A 22,956-nucleotide genomic window follows, 5' to 3' on the forward strand; every position below is an offset into this window, starting at 1 on the left:
TTAATCGGTAAACGTCCCAAAATACTGGGGGAGGAAGGGTCCATGGACTCCACAGACAACCTGCTCGAGGGCGACGAGAACATCGAGCAGGCCTCTCGCTCTCTGAAAGCGATGTCCCATCCCCTGCGACTCAAGGTCCTGTGCACACTGAACGACCAGGAGCTCAGCGTTCAGGAGATCGTGGAAGAGGTGGGAACCTCACAGAGCAATATTTCCCAGCACCTGGGCATCATGCGGGACAAGGGCATCCTCAAAGCCCGTAAGAACGCCAACAAGGTTTACTACCGGGTCGGTGATCCCCGCACCCTCAAGCTTATCTCCCTGATGCGTGAGGTATTCTGCCCCTTCGAGGAAGACCGCCAATAGGGTAGGCTGATTGGTGAAATCGGGGCGACTCGCTCCAGTCCCAGGTTGGCCTCCTAACTTGTGGTAAGGGGCCTACGCATTGGGAGCACCAGCTATGCAGCCACCCGTCTATCCGACCATCCGGGCAGGGCGCTCGGATTTATTTATGGCCAACATAATTAGAATTTGGTTATTTTATAAAATGCCAAAATACTATCCCCTCCTCGCTCTCCTGTCGGTAGTGACCGCCATGCTCTCGGGCCCCAGTCTGGCCCTGGACTTGGAGGCCACTGTCCGGCAGGCCCTGGAAAACAACAACCGGGTGGAAGCCCGCCGCCACCAGTCCACTGCCGCGGCCCACAGAATGGACGCCGCCCGCAGCGGCTATCTGCCGCAAGTGGATCTGGAGATCGGCGCTACCGCCACTGACAACCCCGGTCGGGCCTTTAGGACCAAGATCAACCAGGGCGCGGCGACCCCACAAGATTTTGGCACTGATGTGGTGAACGACCCCGACACCACCACCGACATCCGCTCGGCACTGGCGGTTCGCCAGCCGCTGTACCGGGGCGGGGCCACCCGGGCCGAGGTGGCTCAGGCCCGCTCGGGCCGGGAGCGGGCCAGCAAGGCCCTGCAGGGCACCCGGCTGGAAGTGGCCCTGTCCGCCACCAAAGCCTTTTTGAAGGTCCAGCTGGGCCAGGCGCGGGTCCAGGTGACCCGCGAGGCCCTGAAAGCCGCCCGCAGCCATCTGCGCATGGCCGAAAATCGCTTCGAGGCCGGATCCGCCCTGCGCTCGGACATGCTTCAGGCCCGCACTCGGGTCAGTGAGCTGGAGGAACGCCTGCTGGCGCGCAAAAACGCCCTAGCCCTGGCCGAGAGCTCCCTCAACGAGCGGCTGGGCCGGGCCCTGGATACCCCTTTGAACCTGGAGGGCGAGCTTCAGGACCGATTACCCGAAAAATCGCCCTCCCTGGAGGCACTGACCGAGCAGGCCCTGGCCCAGCGCCCGGAAATCGCCCGCCAGCGCGCCAGTCTGGAGGAGGCGCGGGCCCAGGTGGACGCTGCCAGTGCCGAGCTCCTGCCGCAACTGAATCTGGAGGCCCGGCTTGAGGACCATCGCGACGAGGTGGCCGATCAAAGCTGGCTAGTGGGGCTGCAGATGCGCTGGCGGCTTTTCGGAAGCGGCCGCTGGGCCAGCCGTGACGCAGCTACCGCCGAGCAGTTCGCCGCGGGGGCCCGCCTCACCGATACCATGCGCAAGAGCCGCCTGGCCGTGAAGGAGGCCAAGCTCAACCTGGTCAACGCCCGCCGGCGCCTGGAGACGGTCCGCCACGCCGTGGACAGCGCCCGTGAGAGCTTGCGCACCAACGCCAACCGCTACGAGCAAGGCGCCACCACCATCACTGAGGTCCTGGACGCCGAAGCGGATCGCCGTCAGGCCCGTTTGCGCCGGCTTGCCGCGATCTATGACCTGCGGCTCAGCCATGCCCAGCTCCAGCGGGCGGTGGGCCGCGTCCCGGTTCTCGAAAGGCTGCAGGCGAAGGCCGACTGAAGCCCCGCCCCGGCCTGCCAACGGCTACAGGAGTACCCCCCATGCACAGGCTTGTCATTGCCCTCGCCGGCCTCGGCCTAATCACCGCACCCGCGGCCCCGGCCGAGCAGGCCGTCCGCTTCGAAACCACCACCGTTGAACCGGAGGCGGTGGATCGAATCCGCACGGCCCCAGGAACCATCGAGGCGCGCAACCGGGCCCGCCTCTCGGCCGAGGTCAGCGGCACCGTGCAGGGGCTGCCTTTTGATGTGGGAGACACGGTAGACAGCGGGGCGGTCCTGGTGCGCTTGGATGATGCCGACCTCAAGGCCCGGATGGAGGTGGCCCAGGCCTCTCTGGCGGCCGCCGAAGCCCGACTCCAGGAAGCCCGCCAATCCTTCCAGCGGACCAAGAACCTGTACGAGCAAGACTCGGCCTCCGAGCAACAAATGGACCAAGCTACCGCCGCCCTGGATCAGGCCGAGGCCCGCCGCAGCCAGGCACAGGCCGAGATCCGCAAGCTGGAAATCCGGCTGGCCAAGACTACCATCCGGGCTCCCTTCGACGGCGTGGTCGTGGCCAAGCACATCGATAGCGGTGAGCTGGCCCAGCCCGGCACGCCATTGATCAGCGTGCTCGACTCGGCCCGTCTACGCCTGATGGCCCGGGTCCAGGAGAGCCGCATCCCGGACCTCATGGGCGACGGCCCGGCCACCATCCACGTCCCCGCCCTGGATCGGCGCTTCGATGCCAAGCGCATCACCATCGTGCCCCAGGGCGACGAACAGACCCACACCTTCCAGGTGCGCCTGCGCCTGCCGCAAGCCGCTCCGGCCTCGGCGGGCATGTTCGGGCGCGCCGAATTCCACCTGGGCACCTTCCAGAGCCTGATGGTACCGGAGCGAGCCATCGTCCGGCGCAGCGAGATCACCGGCGTCTATGTGGTGGCGGACGGGCGAGTGAGCTTCCGCTTGGTGGAGCTGGGCGAGGCCAAACCCCAGGGCCGGGAGGTACTCGCCGGTCTGGAGGCGGGCGAGCGCATCGCCCTGGAGCCCGAGCAGGCCCTGCGTCACCTCAAGGAACGCCAAGTCGCTTCGCAAACACCCTCCGAATCCGCCCATTAGCGGTTACTAGCGCCCCGGGATAAGGACGAGCCCCATGGCCGAGCAGACCCACGGCATCGCCGGACGCATCGCCGCCAAGTTCATGCGCGCCCGCCTGACTCCCCTGCTCGGGCTGCTCGCCCTGCTGGCGGGGGGCCTGGCAGTGATCATGACGCCGCGCGAGGAGGAGCCTCAGATCAAGGTGCCTCTGGTGGACATCTTCATCCCCTTCCCCGGTGCCTCGGCGGAGGAGGTGGAGTCCCTGGTAGCCACCCCGGCCGAGCAGGTAATGACCGAGATCAAAGGGGCCAAGTACGTCTATTCGGCCTCCAAGCCCGGCATGGCGGTGATCACGGTGCGCTTCGAGGTGGGCTCGGATCGCACCGACGCCCTGGTCAAGACCTACAACAAAGTCATGGCCAACCGCGACTGGGCGCCGCCGGAGGCGGGGGTGGGCGAGCCGATCGTCAAGCCCAAGAGCATCAATGACGTCCCCGTCATCACCCTGACCCTTTTCCCCGAGGCAGATAGCCGGTTCACCGGCTACGAGCTGCGCCAGGCCGGCCATGCGGTTGAGCACGAGCTCAAGAAGGTCCCCAACACCGCCGATATCTACACCCTGGGCGGGCCGCAGCGCACTGTGCGGGTGCTCATGCAGCCGGACAAGATGGCCGAGTTCGGCATCAGCCCCGGCGCCATACGTGATGCCCTGAAGGTCTCCAACCGCTCGCTGCCCTCGGGCGAGCTGACTCGGGGCAATGAATCGGTGCTGGTTCAGACGGGCAGCTTCCTCAATTCGGTGGCGGAGGTGCAGAACCTGGTGGTGGGGGTGGCCGACCAGGCCCCGGTGTATCTCAAGGACATCGCCGAGATTTCCGAGGGCCCGGAGGAGCCCGACCACTACGTCTGGATGGGAACCGGAGCCGGGGCCGCCCACAAGGGCCTGGAGTCCGGCCGGCGGGCGCCGGCGGTGACCGTGGCGGTGGCCAAGAAAAAGGGCACCAACGCGGTGAATGTGGCCGACGCGGTGGAGGCGCGCTTCGAGCAGGTCGAGGGCCATGTGGTGCCCGAAGGTATCAACTACTCGGTCACCCGCGATTACGGCTACACCGCCAACCACAAGGCCAACGAACTGCTGTTCCACCTGGCCCTTGCCACCATTTCGGTGGTGATCTTTATCGGCCTCACCCTCGGCCGCAAGGAAGCCGGCGTGGTGCTGGTGGTGATCCCCATAACCCTGGGGCTGACCCTGTTCGCCTCCTACATGTGGGGCTTCACCATCAACCGGGTGTCGCTGTTCGCCCTGATCTTTTCCATCGGCATCCTGGTGGACGATGCCATCGTGGTGGTGGAGAACATCCACCGCCACCACATGCTCGGCGAGCGATCGCTTGAGGAGGCCACGCCCTTCGCCGTCGACGAGGTGGGCAGCCCCACCATCCTGGCCACCTTCACGGTGATCGCCGCGCTGCTGCCCATGGCCTTCGTTACCGGGCTGATGGGGCCCTACATGAGCCCCATACCCATCAATGCCTCCTTCGCCATGTTCTTCTCCCTGGTGGTGGCGTTCGTCATAACCCCATGGATGGCCTACCTTCTGCTTCGCCGCAGCCAAAGCAGTGAGGGCCAAGACAGCGATCAAGAGATACCCGACGAGGGCCACCACCTCGACCAGGGCGGGCCCGACCGCCACCCGGAGGAAGGCTGGACTTTCCGGTTCTACCGCTGGTTCCTGACGCCGTTTTTCGACAGCCGAGCCATGCGGTGGGGCATGTTCGCCGTGGTGATCATGCTCATGGGAGGGGCCCTGTCGCTGACCTACTTCCAGGCGGTGACCCTCAAGATGCTGCCCTTCGACAACAAGTCCGAGCTCCAAGTGGTGGTGGACATGCCCGAAGGGACCGCCCTGGAAACCACGGCCCGCGCGACCCAGGCGCTGGGCGATTACCTGGCCACGGTGCCCGAGGTCACCGACTATCAGGAGTACGTGGGCACCCACTCGCCGATCAACTTTAACGGCCTGGTGCGCCAGTACTACCTGCGCAGCGCCGACCACATGGCCGACATCCAGGTCAACCTGGCCCACAAGGAGGACCGGGAACGGGCTAGCCACGAAATCGCCATGGCCATCCGCAGCGACCTGCACCGCATCGGCGAGCGCTTTGGCGCCAACGTCAAGGTGGTGGAGGTGCCGCCTGGACCGCCGGTTCAGGCACCGCTGGTGGCCGAGATCTACGGCCCCTCCTATGAGGGCCAGATAGACGTTGCCAAGCAGGTCCGGAAGCGCTTCGAGGCGGTGGAGGGCGTCACCGACGTCGACTCCACCGTGGAAGCAGATGCGCCCAAGACCCGGCTGTTAGTGGACAAGGAGAAGGCCGCCCGTGCCGGGGTCTCCGAACGCCGCATCGTCCAGGCCATCCACATGGCGCTGAAGGGGGAAGACATCTCCGCCCTCCACCGACCCAGCGAGAAGTACCCGCTGCTGGTCCGCGCCGAGCTGCCGGAGGAGGAAAAGGCGCGCATCGAGGACCTGCTGGGCATGCGGGTGCAATCGCGCGAGGGCCGGCTGGTGCCACTGTCGGAACTGGTTACTCCCATGGAAACCAGCCGCGACCAGACCATCTATCACAAGAACCTCAAACCGGTGGTTTACGTCACCGGCGATAAGGCGGGGGCCAACGACAGCCCCCTCTACGGGCTATATGAGATCTGGTCGGACCTGCGGGGCACCGAGATCGATCAGGGCTACACCTTGCCCCAGTTCTTCACCCAACAACCGCCCTACGAGTACAAGAACGCCATGAAATGGGACGGCGAGTCCCAGGTCACCTACGAGACCTTCCGGGACATGGGCGCCGCCTACGCCGTTGGCTTGGTGTTGATCTACCTGCTGATCGTGGGCCAGTTCCGCTCCTACCTGACGCCGATCATCATCATGGTCCCCATCCCGCTGACAGTGATCGGTGTCATGCCGGGCCATGCCCTGTTCGGGGCCCATTTCACGGCTACCTCCATGATCGGAATGATCGCCCTGGGCGGCATCATCGTGCGCAACTCCATCCTGCTGGTGGACTTCATCAACATCGAGACCGCAGGCGGCGTCGCCTTCAAGGAGGCGGTAATCCGCTCGGGGGCAGTTCGCCTGCGGCCCATCGTGCTCACCGCCGCGGCGGCCATGGTGGGGGCCTTCGTGATCCTGTTCGACCCCATCTTCCAGGGGCTGGCCATCAGCCTGCTGTTCGGCATCGCCGCCGCTACCCTGCTGACCCTGGTGGTGATCCCGGTGATGTACTACGCCTTCATGCGCCACCGCCTCGAGCGCGTCATCGACGCCGGCGGCGGCGAAGCCACCTAATCGCCCGCAAGGAGGGCTCCCCATGAATAGCGAGCGCGTGGTCCGCAGCTTCGCCGGCGCCGTCGTCTTGATCTCAATCCTGCTGGTGCTCTACCACAGCCACTTGTGGCTGGTGCTCACCGCCTTCGTGGGCGCCAACCTGCTGCAGAGCGGTTTCACTCGGTTTTGCCCGCTGGAGAAGATCCTGCACCGGATGGGCCTGCCGGGGTGTGGCGAGCGAGGCGCAAGCCAGGCTTGAGGCTTCGAAGCGGCCCGCGGGAAGCCCATAATGGGGGAATCCCCGTGCCCGGCCCTCTGTCTCAGCCGCCGGAAAAGATTGCTTTGGTCCCGGCCTCGGGCCAAGCTGCCTAGAACCCGGCGGGGATGCCGATCTTGGAGCCAATCCGCTTTTTAAGCCCCTACGATTTCTACCCCACCGTGCTGGCAGTGACCCTGCTGGTCGGGATCCTGTTCGGCCGGGGCCAAGGGGCTGCCCGCCGAGCCGGCGAGCCCGTAGGCTGGTGGCGGGGTTTGTCCTTCTGGCTGGGGCTCGGACTCACCTACACCGTGCTCCAAACCCAGCTGGACTACCTGGCCCAGCACATGTTCTGGGTCCATCGCGGTCAGCACCTGGTCCTCCACCACCTGGGTCCCATCCTCATGGTCCTGGCCCTGCCGCACACGGTCATGGCCCGGGCTGTACCCGGCCGCCTGCTCGATGGCTGGCTCCGGCCGCTATGGCACCATCCCGCCGTCCAGATCCCCTACCGCCTGATCCAGCATCCGGTAGTGGCGCCGCTGCTGTTTGTGGGCATCATCTATTTCTGGCTGATACCCTCGGTCCACTTCGCGGCCATGCTCAGCGTCCCCTACTACAACGCCATGAACTGGAGTGTCCTGGTGGAGGGCCTGCTGTTCTGGTGGCTCATCCTGGACCCCCGCTCGCCAACCAACGGCGGCCTCGGCTTCGGCGTGCGCATGATCATGGTGTGGGGGGTGATGCCGCCGCAGATCCTGCTCGGGGCCTATATCGGTCTCAGCAAAGAGGTGCTGTTCGAGGTCTACGACATCTGCGGCCGGGCTTGGCCGCTGCCGCCGCTGGTGGATCAGCAGCTGGGTGGCCTGCTGACCTGGATCCCGGCGAGCATGATGAGCGTCATTGCCGCTTTGATCGTGCTACGCATGTGGCTGCGCCATAGCGACACCGGACCGGCTGCTCAAACGGGGACGGGCTGATGAGGACAGTGCACGCTCTGCGTGGGGCCGTCGCCGCCCTTGCCGCTTTCCTGATCGTCGGCTGCGCCCCCGAGCAGGACGGCTGGCGGCTAACCAACATTACCGGACTCATGCCCGAGTTGACCTTCACGCTCACCGATCATACCGGTGAGGCAGCCACAGGCGAGGACTTCCGGGGCGGGCCGGTGCTGATGTATTTCGGCTACACCCACTGCCCCGACGTCTGCCCCACCACCCTGGCCACCGTCCGCAGTGCCCTGGGGCAGCTGAACAATGAGGCGAGTCAGGTCACGGTGCTGTTCGTCACCGTCGACCCGGAACGGGACACCCGGGGCGCCCTGAGCCGCTACGTCAACGCCTTCGGCCCGCAGTTCGTGGGCCTGCGCGGCAAACCGAGCCAGCTCAAAGACCTAACCCGCCGCTACCGGGTGGTCTATAACCGCGACAAGCCGGACGCCGACGGCGACTATCTGGTGGCCCACAGCTCGGCCCTGTTCGTCTTCGACCGGGAGGGTCGGCCGCGCCTGGTCGCCCGACCCGACGACGATGCCGAGGCCATCGCCTCCGACCTTAGCCGCCTCCTGGCCGATACCTAGTGGGGCGGCGGCGAATCTTTGGTAGGAGCCGGATCTCCTCTCTTTGGGGCAGCACTGCCATGCGTCCTTTATCCCCTGACCCGCCCCCCCTGCAAAAAGGCAGCGGCCGAGGGCGTTGGTCAGGACGTTACCATCGGATTGTGGCGGAAGTGGCCATGGCCATGGGGCTTTTAGCCGTGGCATTCCCTGGCGCCGCCCAGCCCGAACGGTCCCCACCCCCGGTGACGGCGGGCCTGGGGGCGGTGGCCTCGCCCTCTCCCTACACCGGCGTCGACGAAGCACCGTTAACCGTGGTGCCCTTCGTCAATCTGGAGCTCGACCGCTTCTACCTGCGCGGCCTGGAGGCAGGCTACCGACTCACCAAGATCGGCCCCCTAACCGTGAACGCCGTGGGCCAGCCGCGCCTCCAGAACTTTACGGCCAACGACAGCGCCGCTCTTGCTGGAATGACGAGCCGACGCCGCACGGCAGAGGCCGGTTTCCGCGGGCAGCTCCAGAAAGGTCGTTGGGAAGCGGGGCTGCGCGCAGTTACCGACCTTCTCGGGCGCCACAGCGGCCAGGTAGTGACCGCCGAGGCCAGCGTTCGGCTAGGCGGGCCAATGGTTACCGTGAAGCCTGCAGCGGGGATCCAGTGGCAGAGTCGCGATTTCGTCAATTACTATTCCGGCGTTCGCTCGGATGAGGCCCGAGCGGGCCGCCAAGCCTACACCGGGAAAGCAGCCACCAACCCATTCGTGGGAGCCAGCACCCGGGTCCGTCTGGGCAAAAAGTGGGGGATATTCGCGTTGGTTCGGCACTACTGGCTGGACGAGGGGATTACCGACAGCCCCATCGTCGACACCCGCACCGACTACAGTGGCGTGCTGGCGGTAACCCGGGCGTTCGGCAGCTAGCTCAGAACACCGCTAACAGAAGGATCCCCAGGACGATACGGTAGGCGACGAAAGGAGTCATGCCGATGCGGGCGATCCAGGCCAGGAACGCCCGGATGCAGAGGTAGGCGGAAACGCCGCTGGCGGCGAAGCCGACAGCGAGCACGTCCAGGGGCTGATGCACCCGGTCCCTCGCGACCTCCACCGCGTCCAGACCGCCCGCGAGGACGATCACCGGGATCGCCAGCAGGAAGGAGAAGCGAGCGGCCGCCTCGCGGGTCCAACCCACTCCCAGGCCCGCCGTCATGGTGATGCCCGAGCGCGAGGTCCCGGGGATCAAGGCCAGGGCCTGGGCGCAGCCGATGATCGCCACATCCCGCCAAGTCAGCTGGTGCTCGCTGCGCTGCCGCCGCCCCCACCGGTCCGCGGCCCACAGCAACAACCCGAAGCCGATGAGGGCCCAGGCCAGGACGTGGGGGTCGCGCAGGGTCGTCTCCACCACATCCTTGAAGGCCAGGCCGGCAAGGCCGACCGGAATGGTTCCCAGCAGCACCGCCCAGGCCAATCCCGCCTCCCCGTTAAGGCGCCGGGTGAGCAAGGAGCGGGCCCAGTCCCGGGCCATAGCGTTGAGCTCGGCCCGGAAATAGATCAGAACCGCGACCAACGATCCGGCGTGCACCGCCACATCGAACCCCAGCCCCTGATCCGACCAGCCCACCAGGCGGGGGAACAGGATCAGATGCGCCGAGCTGGAGATGGGCAGCCATTCGGTGATGCCCTGGACCAGGGCGAGGATCAGGGCATGGAGGTAGGTCATGGGGAGTTTTCAGTGTTCAGTTTTAAGTGGTCAGTAACGTCAAAACCCTCGACCAATGCCAATTTCCTCCTGGGCCGAGCTTTCACTGAAAACTGAATACTGAAAAACTGAACACTTCCATTCAAAGCACCCCCGCCCGGTCCCCCTGCCGGAATCCGGGGAACGGCCCTTCCACACCCCGGGTCAGCAGTAGCGCCTTGAAGGTCTCGCCCATGCCGTGGGGGAGGGTGAGCTGCTTGAGGGCGGTGGCCAGCTGGAACTGCTCCTCGTCGCTGACCCCGCCAGCCGCCAGGTACTCCTCGACGCGATAGGTGAGACCCAGGTTAACCAGGAACTGGGCCTGACCGGCGAAGCCGGCCACCTCCAGGCCGGCCGCCCGGGCGGCGGTCGCCACCGCCGAGAAGTCCACATGGGCAGTAATGTCCTGGACCCCAGGCAAGAAGAAGGGATCATTGTGGGCCCGGTGGCGGTAGTGGCACATGAGGGTGCCGTGGTAACGGTCAGGATGGTAGAGTTCGGCGGCGGGATGGCCATAATCCAGGAACAGCACCCCACCCAGGCGCAGGGTCTCGCCCGCCCGGGCCGCCCAGGCCGGGGCCTCCAGACCCACCTCGGTCTCCATCCCCGACGGCAGGCTGGCGCCCAGGCCCAGCCGGTCGGCGATGATCGGGTCGGAAACCGACCCTTGTTGCCACTGAAAGCCGCCATCTTCGGGGGTCACGTAAAGCTCATCGACCCCGGTTTCGGTTAACCGCACCCGATGGACCGGGAGGCTGTCCAGCAGCTCGTTGGCCACCACCACACCATCCCAGACCTCGGCGGGGAAGTCGTCCAGCCACTCCACACGCTCCAGCAGGTGGGGCAGGGCCCGCTCGATGGTCCGCCGCTGACGGTCGCGCAGGTCGGGGCTCACCTCCAGGATGCGGTAGCGCTCGGGGAGACTGCCCAGCCGCTCAAGCTCCGCCAGCAGCTGGATGGCCAGCGCCCCGCTGCCGGCGCCGGCCTCCAGAACATCGCCACCGCCGGCGCGAGCCAGCAGGTCCACCACCTGCCCCGCCACGGTGTAGCCGAAAAAGGGCGTCAGCTCCGGGGCGGTGACGAAATCGCCGCCACGGCCCAGGACCTCCCGCCCGCTTACGTAGTAGCCTAGGCCGGGCTCGTAGAGGGCGATGCGCATGAACTGGTCGAAGGGAATGGCGCCCCCGGCATCCGCCATGCGCTCGTGCAGGACGGCCGCCACCGCCTCGGCACGCTCGCGCTCGGGTTCAGTGGGCTCGGGAAGGACGGAGTCGGTGTATGGCATGGGGGTTCCGGTACGGTTCGGGAAAATGGCGGCGGGCGGTATACTAGCATTCCCGGCCGGCGAACCTCAGTCAGGGCCGATCAGCCACAAAGGGGCTTGATTGATGAGCGACGGCGATCTCACCGGCCGGGTGGCGCTGGTCACCGGCGGCGCCCACCGCCTGGGGGCGGCCACGGCGCGACAGCTGCACGCCGCCGGAGCCGATGTGGCCATCCACTACCATCGCTCCCAGGTGGAGGCGGAGGCGCTGGCCGAGGAACTGGAGGCCAAGGAGCAGGGCCAGGCCCGGGCCTTCGGCTGCGCCCTGGAGGAAACCGCCGACCTGGGCCCCCTGGTGGACTCCGTGGCCGCCGCGCTTGGCGGCTTGGACATCCTGGTCAACAACGCCGCCCGCTTCTACCCCACCCCGGTGGCCGAGGTCACTGAGGCCCAGTGGGACGACCTCATGGCCACCAACCTCAAGGCGCCCTTCTTCCTGGCCCAGGCCGGCTTCGACCACCTGCGGCAGAGCAGTGGCTGCATCATCAATCTGGCCGACGTTTACGCCGAGCGCCCCCTCACCCACCATCCGGTGTATTCCGTTTCCAAGGCCGGGGTGGCCATGCTCACCCGCACCCTGGCCAAAGAGATGGGCCCCGACGTGCGTGTCAACGCCGTCGCCCCCGGGGCGGCCCTGTGGCCGGAGAGGGGGCTTTCCGAGCAGGACAAGGAGCTTGTCCTGCGCCACACCGCCTTAGGCCATCCCAGCGGCACCGCACCCATCGCCGAGGCGGTCCACTTCCTGGCGACGGCGGACTATATTACGGGGCAGGTTCTGGGGATCGAGGGCGGGCGGTTGCTGTACTGAGCGGCAGTGTTCAGTTTTAAGCTTTAAGTTTTCAGTTTTAATTTTAAAGTCAAAGGGTTGGGCTTTTCCTGCCCTTAACACACAAGACTTAAAACTTGAGGTCCACCGCCTTCATCCCGGCCGCCTCTTCAGCGGGAAATTCGGCCCATAGTTCGGCGAAGGTGCGGCCGAGGGCGGGATGGCGGGTCTCTGGGGCCAGCTCGGTGAGGGGACCGAGGACGAAGGCGTACGCCACCACGTCGCGTCGGGGCAGGGGCACGGGGTCGTCGGTGACGGTATCGCCGAAAAGGAGCAAGTCGAGATCCAGGGTGCGGCTGCCGAAGGAGGAGTCGCCCCGCTGCCGCTTTCGGCCAAAGCGGTCCTCGATGGCGCGCAGCTGCGCAATTACCGTTTCCAGATCCCGGGCCGTGGTGATCGCCACCACCAGGTTGAAGAATGGCGGCCCATCGAAGCCGACCGGCTCGGTCTGGTAGACGGTGGAACAACGGACGCCGTCGAAGGTCTCTCTAATTGCGGCCACCCCGGCGCGAACATTAGCCGCGGGAGCAACATTGCTGCCGATACCCACGTAGGCCGTCGTCACGCGGTCACTCCTGCGGCCTTTCGCCTCGCTCGATGGCCACGCCCACGTCCCGGGCGTCGCGCAGCGCGCCGGGTTTATGCAACCGCAGCCGGACCCAGGGGACACCGAGCTCGGCGCGCACCATCTCGGCGGTCCGTTCGGCGGCGGTTTCCACCAGTTGGAACTGGCTCTCCTGGAGGAAGGCCACAACCCGCTTAGTCAGGGCCTTATAGTCCACCGCCTGGGCTACCTCGTCGGTGGCCGCGGCGGCGGCGCAGTCGGTGGCCACCTCAAGATCAACCGAAAGGGTTTGGCGAATGCGCCGTTCCCAGTCGAAAATTCCGATTACCGCATCAACCTGAAGGTCATTGATGAACACCGTATCCATGGCTTCCCCGCAGGCCGGCTGGCAAGGCATCGGGCGCAAACCCACCGAAAGCCGTGTGGGCCCGGGACACTCTACGGCGGGGGTGCCTTCGCCGCAAGCAGGTTCCAGCGCATGAGCCGCGTCCTGGATAACGCCCGCCGCACCCTAACTGTCGAGGCCGCAGCTCTGCAGGAGGCGGAGGCCCGTCTGGAGGGCGCCTTCGAGGAAGCGGTCCAGATCATCCTGGCCTCCAAGGGTCGGCTGGTGGTCACCGGAATGGGCAAGTCCGGGCTGATCGGCCGCAAGATCGCCGCTACCCTGGCCAGCACCGGCACCCCCTCGTTCTTCATGCACCCGGCCGAAGGCAGCCACGGGGATCTGGGCATGATCACCGGGCAGGACGTGGTGCTGACCATTTCCTCGTCCGGGGAAACCCAGGAGGTGGTGGCTTTGCTGCCGCTCTTGCAGCGCCTGGGCACTAAAGTCATCGCCATGGTCGGGCGCGCCGATTCCACACTGGGCCAGCGCTCCGACGCCATCCTGGACATCAGCGTGACCAACGAAGCCTGCCCCATGAATCTGGCACCCACAGCCTCCACCACCGTCACTCTAGCCCTCGGCGATGCCCTTGCGGTGTCGCTGCTGGAGGAGCGGGGCTTTACACCGGAGGACTTCGCCCGCTTCCATCCAGGTGGCAGCCTGGGCAAGCAGCTTCTTCTACACATAAGCGACCTTATGCATAGCGGCGACGGCATTCCCCAGGTCCGCCGCAGTGCCCCCATGCGGGAGGCCCTGCTGGAGATGACCGCCAAGCGTTTGGGCATGACCGCGGTGGTGGACGCCCAGGAACGCTTAGTGGGCGTGATCACCGACGGTGACCTGCGCCGGTCCCTGGACGAGGCCATGGACCTGCACGAGGTCACCGCGGGCGAAGCCATGACCCCCGATCCCTTCACCATCGGGCCGGACGAGCTGGCTGCTCGCGGCCTGCAGTATATGGAGGACCGGTCCATCAACGGCCTCTTGGTGGTGGCCGAAGGCAACCGGGTGGTGGGCGCCCTTAATATGCACGATTTCTTGCGCGCGGGGGTCATATGAGCCTGGGGCCCCTCTCGCCCGAGGCACTCCGGGCACGGCTGGCCCGTATTCGTCTCCTGATCCTCGACGTTGACGGCGTCCTTACAGCAGGCGGCATCTTCATGGACTTCGAGGGCCGGGAGTACAAACGCTTCAACGTGCGCGACGGCCACGGCATCAAGCTGCTGCAGCGCCACGGGATCGGGGTGGCCATTATCACCGGGCGCCGCTCCGCGGTGGTGGAGCGCCGCGCCCAAGAGCTGGGCATTGCTCCCGTAGTCCAGGGCATCCAGCGCAAGGGCGAAGCACTGGACGAGCTGCTCGCCACGGCGAAAGCCGCCCCGGAGGAGGCCGCCATGGTCGGCGACGACATCGTGGATTTGCCGGTGATGACGCGGACCGGGCTAGCCCTGACCGTGGCCGACGCCCACCCCGCTTTGCTTGAACGCGCCCACTGGACTACGGCTCATGCCGGTGGCCACGGCGCGGTGCGTGAGATCGCCGACCGACTCCTGCAGACGCAGGGCTACTGGGACGACCTGCTAGCCGACTACCTGGCCGGCCCGTAACTGCCATGCAGCCCCAGAACCGGTCCTCCCCCCGCCCCCTTCTGGCCACCCTCCTGTTAGCCCTCGGCCTGGGTTTGGCCCTGACCCTCCTCTGGCAGGGTGGGGACAAGGAGGAACGCGACGGCGCCCGCGAAGCACCGGAGATGGACGCCGAGATCTGGGGGGTAGAACTGCGCCAACGCGACGGCGAGCGCCGCTGGCAGCTACGAGCCGATTACGCCGCCCATTACCCGGGCCCTGGCGTAACCCGGCTCCGCCCCGTTCGACTGGAAGTCCTGCGCTCGCAGGGCTCGCCCCTCACCGCCGACGCCCAGCGGGGCCGCGTGGCCGACGCCGACAATGCGGTCACGCTGATGGATGAGGTGGTGGTCGTGGAGCCTGGAGCCTACCGCCTGACCACCGATACCCTCCACTACCTGCCCGAGGCCAATCGAGCCGAGACGAGCGACCCCGTGACCGTCACCGCCGACTTCGGCGAGGCCACCGGGATCGGCGCCACGCTGTGGACCAGGAGCCGCCGAGTGGAGCTCCACACCGAGGTCACCACCAATTTCTGGAGGCGCCCCGACGATGCACCCTGAGACCCTTTTCCGGTGGTATGCGGTTCTGGCGGCCCTGCTCCTGGCGACCGGCGCTGCCGCCCAGGGATCCGGGGGCGACCCGGGCAACCAGACACGTCAGTCAGCCGACGAAGAACCGCCGCTGGTGGTGGAATCCAACGAGATGGTCATCCGGGATGCGGATCAGAAGGCCGTCTATACGGGCGATGTCGTCGCCACCAAGGGCGATCTGACGCTTCACGCCGACCGCCTGGTGGTGACCTACACCGAAACCGGCATCAAGCGCGCCCACGCCTACGGCGAGCCGGTAACCATGGATCGGAACGAGCGCCACGGCCGGGCTTCGGAGGCCGTCTACGAGGCCGCCGACCGCTCCCTGCTACTGAAGGGGAACGCCTACCTGGAGGAAGGGCCCAGTAGGCTTGAGGGAGCGCGCATCCGATACTACCTCGACGCCCGCCGAACCGAGGCCTTCGGGGGTGACGACGAAGAAGGCCGGGCACGGGCCGTATTTCAGCCCGGCGAACCGCCGGAAGGCGGAAGTGACAATAGCGAGGGCGAAAACGGCCCATGAGCGCCCTCCAAGCCGAGAATCTGTCCAAGCACTATCGAGGCAAGGCGGTTGTATCGGGTGTGGATCTGGCCCTAGAGCCAGGCGAGATCGTCGGGCTGTTGGGCCCCAACGGCGCCGGCAAGACAACCAGCTTCTACATGATTGTTGGTCTAATCCGGCCCGACAGCGGCCAAATCCACCTGGACCACAGCGACATCACCGCCCTGCCCATGTACCGGCGGGCCCGTCTGGGCATCGGCTATCTGCCCCAGGAGGCTTCGGTCTTCCGCCGCCTGAACGTGGCGGAAAACCTGCTGGCCATCCTCGAGACCCTCAGGCTCACCCGCGCCCAACGGGAGGAGCGGCTGGAGGGGCTGCTCCAGGAGCTGGGCATCAGTCACCTGCGCCAGCAGAGCGGCCAGTCCCTCTCCGGGGGCGAGCGACGCCGGGTCGAGATCGCTCGGGCCCTGACCACGGACCCCAAATACATCCTGCTCGACGAGCCCTTTGCCGGAGTGGATCCCCTGGCTGTTCGCGATATCCAGCACATCATCCACCACCTCCAGGGCCGCGGCATCGGGGTCCTGATCACCGACCACAATGTGCGCGAGACCTTGGGGATCTGCGAACGCGCCTACATCCTGAGCGAAGGAAGCGTGCTGACTTCCGGCGAGCCAGGCGATATCATTGGTGACGAACGGGTACGCCGCGTTTACCTCGGCGACCACTTTAGCCTGTAGGCCATGAAACCAGCACTAGAACTCAAAGTATCTCAGCAGCTCAAGATGACCCCGCAGCTGCGGCAGGCTATCCACCTGCTGCAGTTGTCCCGTCTGGAGCTCGAGGAGGAGATCCAGGAGACTCTCGAGGAAAACCCCCTGCTCGAGGAGGTGGCCCCCGGCACCGAGGACGAGGACGAGGCCGAAGTGGACTCTGAGCCCACCACCTCTATGGAGGTGACCGACACCACCACGGCCCCGGAGACCGAGAGCAAGGGACCCGAGGACGGCGTCGATACCGATTGGGACGCGGGGGTGGAAGCGGACTACCCGGTCCTTGGCGGTACCGGCGGCGGCGAGGACGATGAGCTGCCCAGCCTGGAGGCCCGCAGCTCAGCCCCCGAGACCCTGAGCGACCACCTGCTGTGGCAGGTCCACATGGCGCCGCTATCGGCCGCCGACCGGGCCATTGCCTCGGGACTGATAGCCAGCATCAACGACCAGGGCTACCAGACCGCCACCCTGGCGGAGGTCGCCGAAACCCTGGGCCTGGACGAGGAAGATGTCCACGCCGTCCATGTCTGGATCATGCACCTGGATCCAGTTGGTGTGGGGGCGCGGGACCTGGCCGAGTGCCTGGAGGCCCAGCTCGACTTCCTGCCAGCGGACACCCAGGCGCTGGGCACCGCCCGGGCTATCGTTCGGAACCACCTGGAGGCCCTGGGTCAGCACGACTACAAGACCCTGGCCAAGGCCATCGGTGCCGATGAGGCCGAGCTCGACGCGTCGGTGGCGCTTATCCGCAGCCTCAATCCGCGCCCCGGTACCGTCATCGGCGGCGAGGCAGCACCGACCGTGGTGCCCGATGTCATCGTCCGCCATCAGGGAGACCGTTGGCAGGTGGAGCTCAACGCCGAGGCCATCCCCCGGCTGCGGGTTAACGCCGCCTACGCGGACTTGGCCAGGAACGCACCCGACCGGGAGGCCCAGAAATACGTTCGCGACCACCTGCAGCAGGCGCGCTGGTTCATCAAGAGCCTGGCCAGCCGTAACGAGACCCTGCTCAAGGTGGCCACCGCCATCGTGGAGCGCCAGCAAGGTTTTCTGGAGCACGGGCCCACCGCCATGCGTCCCATGGTCCTTCGGGACATCGCCGAGGCGGTGGAGCTTCACGAATCGACGGTGTCGCGGGTAACCACCCAGAAGTACATGCACACCCCGCAAGGGGTCTTCGAGCTCAAGCACTTCTTCTCCAGCCAGCTGGGCACCACCGACGGCGAGGGGGTCTCGGCAACCGCCATCCGGGCCATGATCCAGAAGCTGGTGGACGATGAAGATCCAGCCAAGCCCTACAGCGATGCCAGGCTGGCCGAAATCCTCAATGAGCAGGGCTATGAGGTGGCCCGTCGAACGGTGGTCAAATACCGCAAGGCCCTGGACATCCCGTCCTCGAGCCAGCGCAAACGCCGGGCTCGACGCTGAGCCCCGTTTCCGGCCAAGGAGATAGCCCCAATTGGCAATGGCCCTGTCCGGCAGAAAAACCGAGGAAACCGCGGCTCCGTTCGGCCGATCCAAAAGATTACGTGGCGGCGCGCGAGCGGCAACTGCGGTTATCCGAAGGTATGGGGCGGACACCCTGGAGTGGGCCCAATTCCATCGGGACGACCGGCAGCACGGGCCGGTGACGCTTTCGGCGGCCAAACACCGCGGCTCCGTCTCGCCAATCGGGAAAATTTCGCGGCGGCGCTCCGGCGGCGACCGCGGCTCCGTCTCGCCAATCGGGAAAATTTCGCGGCAGCGCGTCAGCGCCGCCCAGCACCCCGTCGGGATCAACCTCAACACCAGCGGCCCAACCCTCAACGCCGATGCCGAAAAACAGGGACATGTATGCGGCAATCGATGCCATGGGCGACAAAATCGACCGGCAAGCTCGCCGCCATCACGGGGAGGCTACGAATCACCCCCCGCACCAAGCGCGCGACATCTCAGCACCGACCTCAGGAAGCAACGAATGATGCCGAGAAAGCGGGGGTAGAAGCCACCATGGCCAGTGACGAGCCCATCCGCCTCCGCGACCTGCTTACCCCTGCGCGGGTGCGCACGGATCTGACCGCTACCAGCAAGAAGAGCCTCCTGGATCAGCTGGCCGCCCAGCTGCGGTCCGGCCATCCCGAGCTGGACGAACGCGAGGTGTTCCAGACCCTCCTGCGGCGGGAGAACCTGGGCTCTACTGCCATCGGCCACGGTGTCGCCCTGCCCCACGGGCGCATGGCGGGCTTGGACCAACCCCTGGGCGCCTTTGCCCGCTTGACGGAGTCGGCCGATTTTGACGCCATCGACGACCAGCCAGTGGCCCTGGTTTTCGCCCTGCTGGTTCCCGACGAGGAGAACGAACAACATCTCCAAGTCCTGGCTCGGCTTGCGCAGATGTTCGACGACCAGGCCTTGCGGGAACGGCTCTTGCAGTCCCCCGAAGACGAGCTCTACGACCTTTTGGTGGCTAAGGACGAGGAAATGGCGGGGCAGTGAGCGGCACGATTACCGTCGACGAGGTCTACGAGGCGCAGGCCGACACCGTCGGTCTGGAGTGGGTGGCCGCGCGCGAAGCAGGGGCCTACCCGATCCAATCGGAGATGGTCCAGAAGCCGTCGCTGGCCCTTATGGGCCAGCTCGACTTCGTCTACCCCAACCGCCTTCAGGTCTTCGGCCGGGCCGAGATCGCCTTTCTGGCCCAGATGGCGCCCGAAGAGCGCCGCAACGCTTTGGAGGGTCTGTTCGCCAAGGGCCTTTCGGCGCTGGTGGTCAGCGACCGCGACCGCTTGGAGCTGCCCGGGGAGCTGACCGACGTAGCCGAAGCCCACAACACCCCACTGCTGCGCTCCAGCCTGTCCAGCCCTCAGCTGGTCCACCACCTCCACCACTACCTCAGCCGGGTTCTGGCCGAACGGACCACCGTCCACGGCGTTTTTTTGGATGTTATGGGCCTGGGCGTTCTCCTCACGGGCCCCAGCGGCGTAGGCAAGAGCGAGGTGGCGCTGGAGCTGGTCAACCGGGGCCACCACCTGATCGCCGACGATGCCCCCGAGCTCGCCGAGGAGGTGCCCGGCATGCTGGTGGGCCGCTCGCCGGAGATGCTCAAGGATCACCTCGAGGTACGTGGCCTGGGTATCCTCAACATCCGGCAGCTGTTCGGACCAGCCAGCGTGGTGGCAAGCAAGCGCCTGCGCCTAATCATCCACCTTAAACGGGTGGCCGGCGACGACCTTTCCCAGATCGACCGCCTGCAGCAGGAGCAGGACACCCAATCCGTCCTGGACGTCCCCATGCCACGAGTGACCCTGCCGGTGACACCGGGGCGCAACCTGGCGGTCATGGTGGAGGTAGCGGTCCAGAGGCACTTCCAGAAAACCCAGGGTGTGGATCCCGAGCAGGACTTCCGGGAACGGTTGCGTAAGCAGCTGTTGGAAGACGATCGGGGCGGCGAATGGAACTGATCGTGGTCAGCGGCATCTCGGGATCGGGCAAGTCCAGCGCCATTCACGCCCTGGAGGACGTGGGGTTCTACTGCGTCGATAATCTGCCCTCGGAGCTGCTGTGCGATCTGGGCCAGGTCCTGGCCAGCGGCCCCCAGCCGGAAGCAGGCGCCGCCGTAGGCATCGATGTGCGAACCCGGGCGCACTTGGAGGGTCTGCCCCGGGCTCTGGAGCAGCTGGAACAGGAGGGCGGCATCCGGGTGCGGGGCCTGTTCTTGGAAGCCAACGAGGCCAGCTTGCTTCGGCGCTTCAGCGAGACCCGCCGTCGCCATCCGCTGGCCGAGGCGGGGCGCAGCCTACCCGAGGCCATCGCGGCCGAGCGTGAGCATTTGGCCCCCCTGGCCGAAATCGCCGACTGGGTGGTGGATACCAGCGACCTGTCGGTGCATACCCTGCGCCGGCGGGTCCAGGCCCTGGCCCGGGGGGAGGCGGCGTCGGCCTCCCTGACCGTGCTGTTCCAGTCCTTCGGCTTCAAGCACGGGGTCCCGATGGACAGCGATCTGCTGTTCGACCTACGCTTTTTGCCCAATCCGAACTACGAGCCCGGGCTGGCTGATCTTAACGGCCGCGACACGGCGGTCCGTGAATTCCTGGAAGCCCAGCCCGGAATGGCCGAACGGCTGAGGGAGATGGTGGACCTGCTCAACGGCTGGCTGCCCGCCTATGCCGAGGAGCCCCGCAGTTATCTCACGGTCTCGGTGGGCTGCACCGGTGGCCGCCACCGCTCGGTATACGCCGTGGAAGAGATGGCCCGGCGCTTCCGCGATCAACTTCCCGAGGTCCTGGTCCGGCACCGCGAGCTCGCCGGCGGCAACGCGCGGCGGAACCCGAACGTGGCCGAGTGATCCCATGGTCGGAATCGTTGTCATCGCCCACCAGAACCTCGCCGAAGAGCTCATCCGGTCCGCCCAGCACATCGTAGGGGGCAACGAGGCGGCGCTGGCGGCGGTGGCGATACACCCGGAGGTGTCCTATGAAGAGGCCCGTCAACGGGTGGCGGCGGCCCTGGAAGAGGTTCGGGACCACCACGGCGCCGTGATATTGACCGACATGTATGGGGGCACCCCTGCCAACCTTGGCATGGACTTCCTGGAGCCTGGTCGGACCGAGCTGATAGCGGGCGTCAATCTCCCCATGCTGGTCCGCCTTCTGACCTATCGCTCCAAGCCCCTCGAGGAGCAGCTCGAGAAGGCAGTCGAGGGGGGCCGCCAGGGGGTGGTTTTGGGCCGTAACCGGCCGCGGCCACATTCCACCTGGCAGGGGCAGCCATGACCCGCCGCTCCTTGGAGATTATCAACAAACTGGGGCTCCACGCTCGGGCCGCCTCCAAGCTGGTTTCGACCGCTTCCCAATACGAGGCGGAGATCACCCTCAGCCGCCATGGCCAGGAGGTTTCCGGCAAAAGCATCATGGGGGTCATGATGCTCGGGGCTAGCCGGGGTACCGAGCTGGAGCTCATTGCCAACGGCCCCGATGAGGATGCAGCGGCCAAGGCCCTAACCGAGCTGGTTGAAGACCGCTTCGGGGAGGGGGAGTGACGGCAGTAATTAAGTAGTTAAGAAAAGGAAAGCCCATTCCGCTCCTTTGAAGCCACTTAACTACTTAATACTTAATTTCTTACTACTGGTTTCCCCAACATCTCCTTCACCCACCACGGGAGAGTTTGATGAGCGAAGAGCAAACCGCAGAGCCCGAGCATCACCACCTGCCGTTCGAGAAGCGGGTTGACCGCAACAACCTCCATAGCTTCTTCGAGTACAACGGCTTCGACGAGGAGCTGGAAGAGGAATACTACCGCTTCCTGTACGATTTCGTCCTTGAGCGCATGGACAAGGATGCTGGCCTTAAGGCCGCCAAGGGTACCGAGTTCAAGGAGTACCCCCATGGCCAGCACGCCGGTGAGGACTTCCATCTGAGCGGCCATATATGGTCAGTGCGGGCCGCCGACATCGGCAACATAATTGGCAAGACCCTTTATCTGACCATGTCGGATGAGGAAAAGGCCGGCTTCGCCAAGCGCCACGAAGAAAAGGTAGCCGAACTGCGGAAAAAGGCCGAGGCCAAACCCCAGGAGGAAAGCGACGACATCCCCGCTTTTCGCCATACCTAGGGCATCCCCTTGGCGGGACCACGGGCGGTCGCGGGCCGCCCGGTTTGTTTGCAAGAAAGTGTTCAGTGTTCAGTTGGAAGTTTTCAGTAACGCCAACACCTTGAACCCTGCTAGTAAGGCTCGGGATGTTTGTTCTGAACACTGAATACCTCCTTCCGATCCCCTCCTGCTCGAGGTTTGCCCATGCCGGACCAGGCCCCCCGCGCCATGACCGAAGGCGAGGCCGAAGCCTTCATCGCCCGGCTGGCCGAGTGCGACCCTTCCCCCACTACCGAGCTGAGCTACACCACCCCGTTTGAGCTGCTGGTGGCCGTGATCCTGTCCGCCCAGAGCACGGACGTGGGAGTGAACAAGGCCACCGAGGGGCTGTTCCGGGTAGCCAATACGCCGCAGGCCATGCTGGAGCTGGGCGAGGCCGGCATCCGCTATTACATCCAAACTCTGGGCCTATACAACAACAAGGCCCGCAACCTCGCCGAGACCGCCCGCACCCTGGTGGCGGACTTCGGCGGCGAGGTACCCGAGAGCCGCGCCGATCTGGAGCGCTTGCCCGGGGTGGGCCGCAAGACCGCCAATGTCATTCTCAACACCGCTTTCGGCCACCCGACCATCGCCGTGGACACCCACATCTTCCGGGTGGCCAACCGCACCGGCCTGGCCCCGGGCGCCAACGTCACGGCGGTGGAGCGGGCCTTGGAAGCCGTCCTGCCCGACGCCTACAAGCGCCACGCCCACCATTGCCTGATCCTCCACGGGCGCTACACCTGCAAGGCCCGCCGGCCCCTGTGCGGGCAGTGCCGGGCCTACGACCTGTGCCTCTGGGACGAGAAGGCGAACTACGCGGACTCAGCGGCGTCGTAAACACGGCAAGTTTTAAGTATTAAGTAGTTAAGTAACGCCGAAAGGCTCCGACCGGGCCTTG

The 22,956-nt window shown here is 66.0% G+C and carries 26 protein-coding genes; 22 read left to right on the plus strand and 4 right to left on the minus strand.

Going from position 1 to position 22,956, the window contains the following annotated elements:
* Window positions 1–42: 42 nt before the first annotated feature.
* The 8 genes from V5A19_RS03055 (at window position 43) to V5A19_RS03090 (ending at window position 9,038) form a co-directional block, all read left to right on the plus strand.
* Window positions 43–366 (plus strand): ArsR/SmtB family transcription factor, encoded by a 324-nt coding sequence (locus tag V5A19_RS03055; RefSeq protein WP_332318193.1) that lies wholly within the window; start codon window positions 43–45, stop codon window positions 364–366.
* Window positions 367–547: 181 nt separating this feature from the next.
* Entirely contained in the window at window positions 548–1,897 is a 1,350-nt protein-coding gene (locus tag V5A19_RS03060) for a TolC family protein (RefSeq protein ID WP_332318192.1), read from the plus strand.
* Between the two features lie 41 nt (window positions 1,898–1,938).
* Complete coding sequence (locus V5A19_RS03065) at window positions 1,939–3,000, plus strand: efflux RND transporter periplasmic adaptor subunit (protein ID WP_332318191.1); 1,062 nt, start codon at window positions 1,939–1,941, stop codon at window positions 2,998–3,000.
* A gap of 34 nt (window positions 3,001–3,034) precedes the next feature.
* A complete protein-coding gene (locus tag V5A19_RS03070) occupies window positions 3,035–6,334 on the plus strand; it encodes an efflux RND transporter permease subunit (RefSeq protein ID WP_332318190.1) in 3,300 nt (1,099 codons plus the stop codon).
* Window positions 6,335–6,356: 22 nt separating this feature from the next.
* Window positions 6,357–6,572 carry a YgaP family membrane protein gene (locus V5A19_RS03075; RefSeq protein WP_332318189.1) on the plus strand — a complete coding sequence of 72 codons (216 nt, stop codon included), beginning with the start codon at window positions 6,357–6,359 and terminating at the stop codon, window positions 6,570–6,572.
* A gap of 134 nt (window positions 6,573–6,706) precedes the next feature.
* Window positions 6,707–7,549 carry a cytochrome c oxidase assembly protein gene (locus V5A19_RS03080; RefSeq protein WP_332318188.1) on the plus strand — a complete coding sequence of 281 codons (843 nt, stop codon included), beginning with the start codon at window positions 6,707–6,709 and terminating at the stop codon, window positions 7,547–7,549.
* Window positions 7,549–8,145, plus strand: coding sequence for an SCO family protein (locus tag V5A19_RS03085; RefSeq protein WP_332318187.1), 597 nt, complete (start codon window positions 7,549–7,551; stop codon window positions 8,143–8,145). Before V5A19_RS03080 ends, V5A19_RS03085 begins: the two co-directional genes overlap by 1 nt.
* Window positions 8,146–8,300: 155 nt before the next feature.
* Entirely contained in the window at window positions 8,301–9,038 is a 738-nt protein-coding gene (locus V5A19_RS03090) for a MipA/OmpV family protein (RefSeq protein WP_332318186.1), read from the plus strand.
* A gap of 1 nt (window position 9,039) precedes the next feature.
* Here V5A19_RS03090 and V5A19_RS03095 read toward each other — a convergent pair whose 3' ends face one another.
* Entirely contained in the window at window positions 9,040–9,834 is a 795-nt protein-coding gene (locus tag V5A19_RS03095) for an undecaprenyl-diphosphate phosphatase (protein ID WP_332318185.1), read from the minus strand.
* 121 nt (window positions 9,835–9,955) lie between these two features.
* Window positions 9,956–11,137 carry a class I SAM-dependent methyltransferase gene (locus tag V5A19_RS03100; protein ID WP_332318184.1) on the minus strand — a complete coding sequence of 394 codons (1,182 nt, stop codon included), beginning with the start codon at window positions 11,135–11,137 and terminating at the stop codon, window positions 9,956–9,958.
* Between the two features lie 103 nt (window positions 11,138–11,240).
* Here V5A19_RS03100 and V5A19_RS03105 point away from each other — a divergent pair, with 103 nt between their 5' ends.
* Complete coding sequence (locus tag V5A19_RS03105) at window positions 11,241–11,984, plus strand: pteridine reductase (protein WP_332318183.1); 744 nt, start codon at window positions 11,241–11,243, stop codon at window positions 11,982–11,984.
* An 88-nt stretch (window positions 11,985–12,072) separates the two neighbouring features.
* Here V5A19_RS03105 and folK read toward each other — a convergent pair whose 3' ends face one another.
* Window positions 12,073–12,567, minus strand: coding sequence for a 2-amino-4-hydroxy-6-hydroxymethyldihydropteridine diphosphokinase (gene folK, locus V5A19_RS03110; RefSeq protein WP_332318182.1), 495 nt, complete (start codon window positions 12,565–12,567; stop codon window positions 12,073–12,075).
* Window positions 12,568–12,571: 4 nt separating this feature from the next.
* Window positions 12,572–12,934, minus strand: a complete 363-nt coding sequence (folB, locus tag V5A19_RS03115) for a dihydroneopterin aldolase (RefSeq protein WP_332318181.1) — start codon at window positions 12,932–12,934, stop codon at window positions 12,572–12,574.
* Between the two features lie 111 nt (window positions 12,935–13,045).
* On the opposite strand from folB, the gene V5A19_RS03120 reads away from it, so the two are divergent.
* From V5A19_RS03120 to nth, 13 genes are all read left to right on the plus strand, one after another.
* Complete coding sequence (locus tag V5A19_RS03120; protein ID WP_332318180.1) at window positions 13,046–14,011, plus strand: KpsF/GutQ family sugar-phosphate isomerase; 966 nt, start codon at window positions 13,046–13,048, stop codon at window positions 14,009–14,011.
* A complete protein-coding gene (locus V5A19_RS03125; protein WP_332318179.1) occupies window positions 14,008–14,559 on the plus strand; it encodes a KdsC family phosphatase in 552 nt (183 codons plus the stop codon). Before V5A19_RS03120 ends, V5A19_RS03125 begins: the two co-directional genes overlap by 4 nt.
* 5 nt (window positions 14,560–14,564) lie before the next feature.
* Window positions 14,565–15,140 (plus strand): LPS export ABC transporter periplasmic protein LptC, encoded by a 576-nt coding sequence (gene lptC / locus V5A19_RS03130; protein ID WP_332327700.1) that lies wholly within the window; start codon window positions 14,565–14,567, stop codon window positions 15,138–15,140.
* Entirely contained in the window at window positions 15,130–15,693 is a 564-nt protein-coding gene (gene lptA / locus V5A19_RS03135) for a lipopolysaccharide transport periplasmic protein LptA (protein WP_332318177.1), read from the plus strand. Before lptC ends, lptA begins: the two co-directional genes overlap by 11 nt.
* Window positions 15,690–16,412, plus strand: a complete 723-nt coding sequence (gene lptB / locus V5A19_RS03140) for an LPS export ABC transporter ATP-binding protein (protein WP_332318176.1) — start codon at window positions 15,690–15,692, stop codon at window positions 16,410–16,412. The genes lptA and lptB overlap by 4 nt, the downstream gene beginning before the upstream one ends.
* A 3-nt stretch (window positions 16,413–16,415) precedes the next feature.
* Entirely contained in the window at window positions 16,416–17,873 is a 1,458-nt protein-coding gene (locus tag V5A19_RS03145) for an RNA polymerase factor sigma-54 (protein WP_332327701.1), read from the plus strand.
* Window positions 17,874–18,434: 561 nt separating this feature from the next.
* Window positions 18,435–18,920 carry a PTS sugar transporter subunit IIA gene (locus V5A19_RS03150; RefSeq protein WP_332318174.1) on the plus strand — a complete coding sequence of 162 codons (486 nt, stop codon included), beginning with the start codon at window positions 18,435–18,437 and terminating at the stop codon, window positions 18,918–18,920.
* Window positions 18,917–19,885, plus strand: a complete 969-nt coding sequence (gene hprK, locus V5A19_RS03155) for an HPr(Ser) kinase/phosphatase (RefSeq protein WP_332318173.1) — start codon at window positions 18,917–18,919, stop codon at window positions 19,883–19,885. The genes V5A19_RS03150 and hprK overlap by 4 nt, the downstream gene beginning before the upstream one ends.
* Complete coding sequence (rapZ, locus tag V5A19_RS03160) at window positions 19,876–20,769, plus strand: RNase adapter RapZ (RefSeq protein WP_332318172.1); 894 nt, start codon at window positions 19,876–19,878, stop codon at window positions 20,767–20,769. Before hprK ends, rapZ begins: the two co-directional genes overlap by 10 nt.
* Window positions 20,770–20,773: 4 nt before the next feature.
* Window positions 20,774–21,196, plus strand: a complete 423-nt coding sequence (locus tag V5A19_RS03165; RefSeq protein WP_332318171.1) for a PTS sugar transporter subunit IIA — start codon at window positions 20,774–20,776, stop codon at window positions 21,194–21,196.
* Complete coding sequence (locus V5A19_RS03170) at window positions 21,193–21,462, plus strand: HPr family phosphocarrier protein (RefSeq protein ID WP_332318170.1); 270 nt, start codon at window positions 21,193–21,195, stop codon at window positions 21,460–21,462. Before V5A19_RS03165 ends, V5A19_RS03170 begins: the two co-directional genes overlap by 4 nt.
* A gap of 128 nt (window positions 21,463–21,590) precedes the next feature.
* Entirely contained in the window at window positions 21,591–22,034 is a 444-nt protein-coding gene (locus tag V5A19_RS03175; protein WP_332318169.1) for a hypothetical protein, read from the plus strand.
* A 207-nt stretch (window positions 22,035–22,241) separates the two neighbouring features.
* Complete coding sequence (gene nth / locus V5A19_RS03180; protein WP_443081417.1) at window positions 22,242–22,895, plus strand: endonuclease III; 654 nt, start codon at window positions 22,242–22,244, stop codon at window positions 22,893–22,895.
* Window positions 22,896–22,956 lie beyond the last annotated feature (61 nt).

It is taken from the genome of Thiohalorhabdus sp. (assembly GCF_036628635.1).
Classification (GTDB): Bacteria; Pseudomonadota; Gammaproteobacteria; order Thiohalorhabdales; family Thiohalorhabdaceae; genus Thiohalorhabdus.

Bases quoted from the DNA above. Each gene is read 5' to 3' on its own strand.
- V5A19_RS03170 (WP_332318170.1), top strand. From the start codon at position 21,193: ATGACCCGCCGCTCCTTGGAGATTATCAACAAACTGGGGCTCCACGCT.
- V5A19_RS03065 (WP_332318191.1), top strand. From the start codon at position 1,939: ATGCACAGGCTTGTCATTGCCCTCGCCGGCCTCGGCCTAATCACCGCA.
- V5A19_RS03085 (WP_332318187.1), top strand. From the start codon at position 7,549: ATGAGGACAGTGCACGCTCTGCGTGGGGCCGTCGCCGCCCTTGCCGCT.
- V5A19_RS03095 (WP_332318185.1), bottom strand. From the start codon at position 9,834: ATGACCTACCTCCATGCCCTGATCCTCGCCCTGGTCCAGGGCATCACC.
- V5A19_RS03165 (WP_332318171.1), top strand. From the start codon at position 20,774: ATGGTCGGAATCGTTGTCATCGCCCACCAGAACCTCGCCGAAGAGCTC.
- V5A19_RS03075 (WP_332318189.1), top strand. From the start codon at position 6,357: ATGAATAGCGAGCGCGTGGTCCGCAGCTTCGCCGGCGCCGTCGTCTTG.
- V5A19_RS03055 (WP_332318193.1), top strand. From the start codon at position 43: ATGGACTCCACAGACAACCTGCTCGAGGGCGACGAGAACATCGAGCAG.
- V5A19_RS03105 (WP_332318183.1), top strand. From the start codon at position 11,241: ATGAGCGACGGCGATCTCACCGGCCGGGTGGCGCTGGTCACCGGCGGC.
- V5A19_RS03150 (WP_332318174.1), top strand. From the start codon at position 18,435: ATGGCCAGTGACGAGCCCATCCGCCTCCGCGACCTGCTTACCCCTGCG.
- lptA (WP_332318177.1), top strand. From the start codon at position 15,130: ATGCACCCTGAGACCCTTTTCCGGTGGTATGCGGTTCTGGCGGCCCTG.
- rapZ (WP_332318172.1), top strand. From the start codon at position 19,876: ATGGAACTGATCGTGGTCAGCGGCATCTCGGGATCGGGCAAGTCCAGC.
- V5A19_RS03100 (WP_332318184.1), bottom strand. From the start codon at position 11,137: ATGCCATACACCGACTCCGTCCTTCCCGAGCCCACTGAACCCGAGCGC.
- nth (WP_443081417.1), top strand. From the start codon at position 22,242: ATGACCGAAGGCGAGGCCGAAGCCTTCATCGCCCGGCTGGCCGAGTGC.
- V5A19_RS03120 (WP_332318180.1), top strand. From the start codon at position 13,046: ATGAGCCGCGTCCTGGATAACGCCCGCCGCACCCTAACTGTCGAGGCC.
- V5A19_RS03060 (WP_332318192.1), top strand. From the start codon at position 548: ATGCCAAAATACTATCCCCTCCTCGCTCTCCTGTCGGTAGTGACCGCC.
- V5A19_RS03090 (WP_332318186.1), top strand. From the start codon at position 8,301: ATGGCCATGGGGCTTTTAGCCGTGGCATTCCCTGGCGCCGCCCAGCCC.
- V5A19_RS03145 (WP_332327701.1), top strand. From the start codon at position 16,416: ATGAAACCAGCACTAGAACTCAAAGTATCTCAGCAGCTCAAGATGACC.
- V5A19_RS03070 (WP_332318190.1), top strand. From the start codon at position 3,035: ATGGCCGAGCAGACCCACGGCATCGCCGGACGCATCGCCGCCAAGTTC.
- V5A19_RS03175 (WP_332318169.1), top strand. From the start codon at position 21,591: ATGAGCGAAGAGCAAACCGCAGAGCCCGAGCATCACCACCTGCCGTTC.
- lptB (WP_332318176.1), top strand. From the start codon at position 15,690: ATGAGCGCCCTCCAAGCCGAGAATCTGTCCAAGCACTATCGAGGCAAG.
- lptC (WP_332327700.1), top strand. From the start codon at position 14,565: ATGCAGCCCCAGAACCGGTCCTCCCCCCGCCCCCTTCTGGCCACCCTC.
- folB (WP_332318181.1), bottom strand. From the start codon at position 12,934: ATGGATACGGTGTTCATCAATGACCTTCAGGTTGATGCGGTAATCGGA.
- V5A19_RS03125 (WP_332318179.1), top strand. From the start codon at position 14,008: ATGAGCCTGGGGCCCCTCTCGCCCGAGGCACTCCGGGCACGGCTGGCC.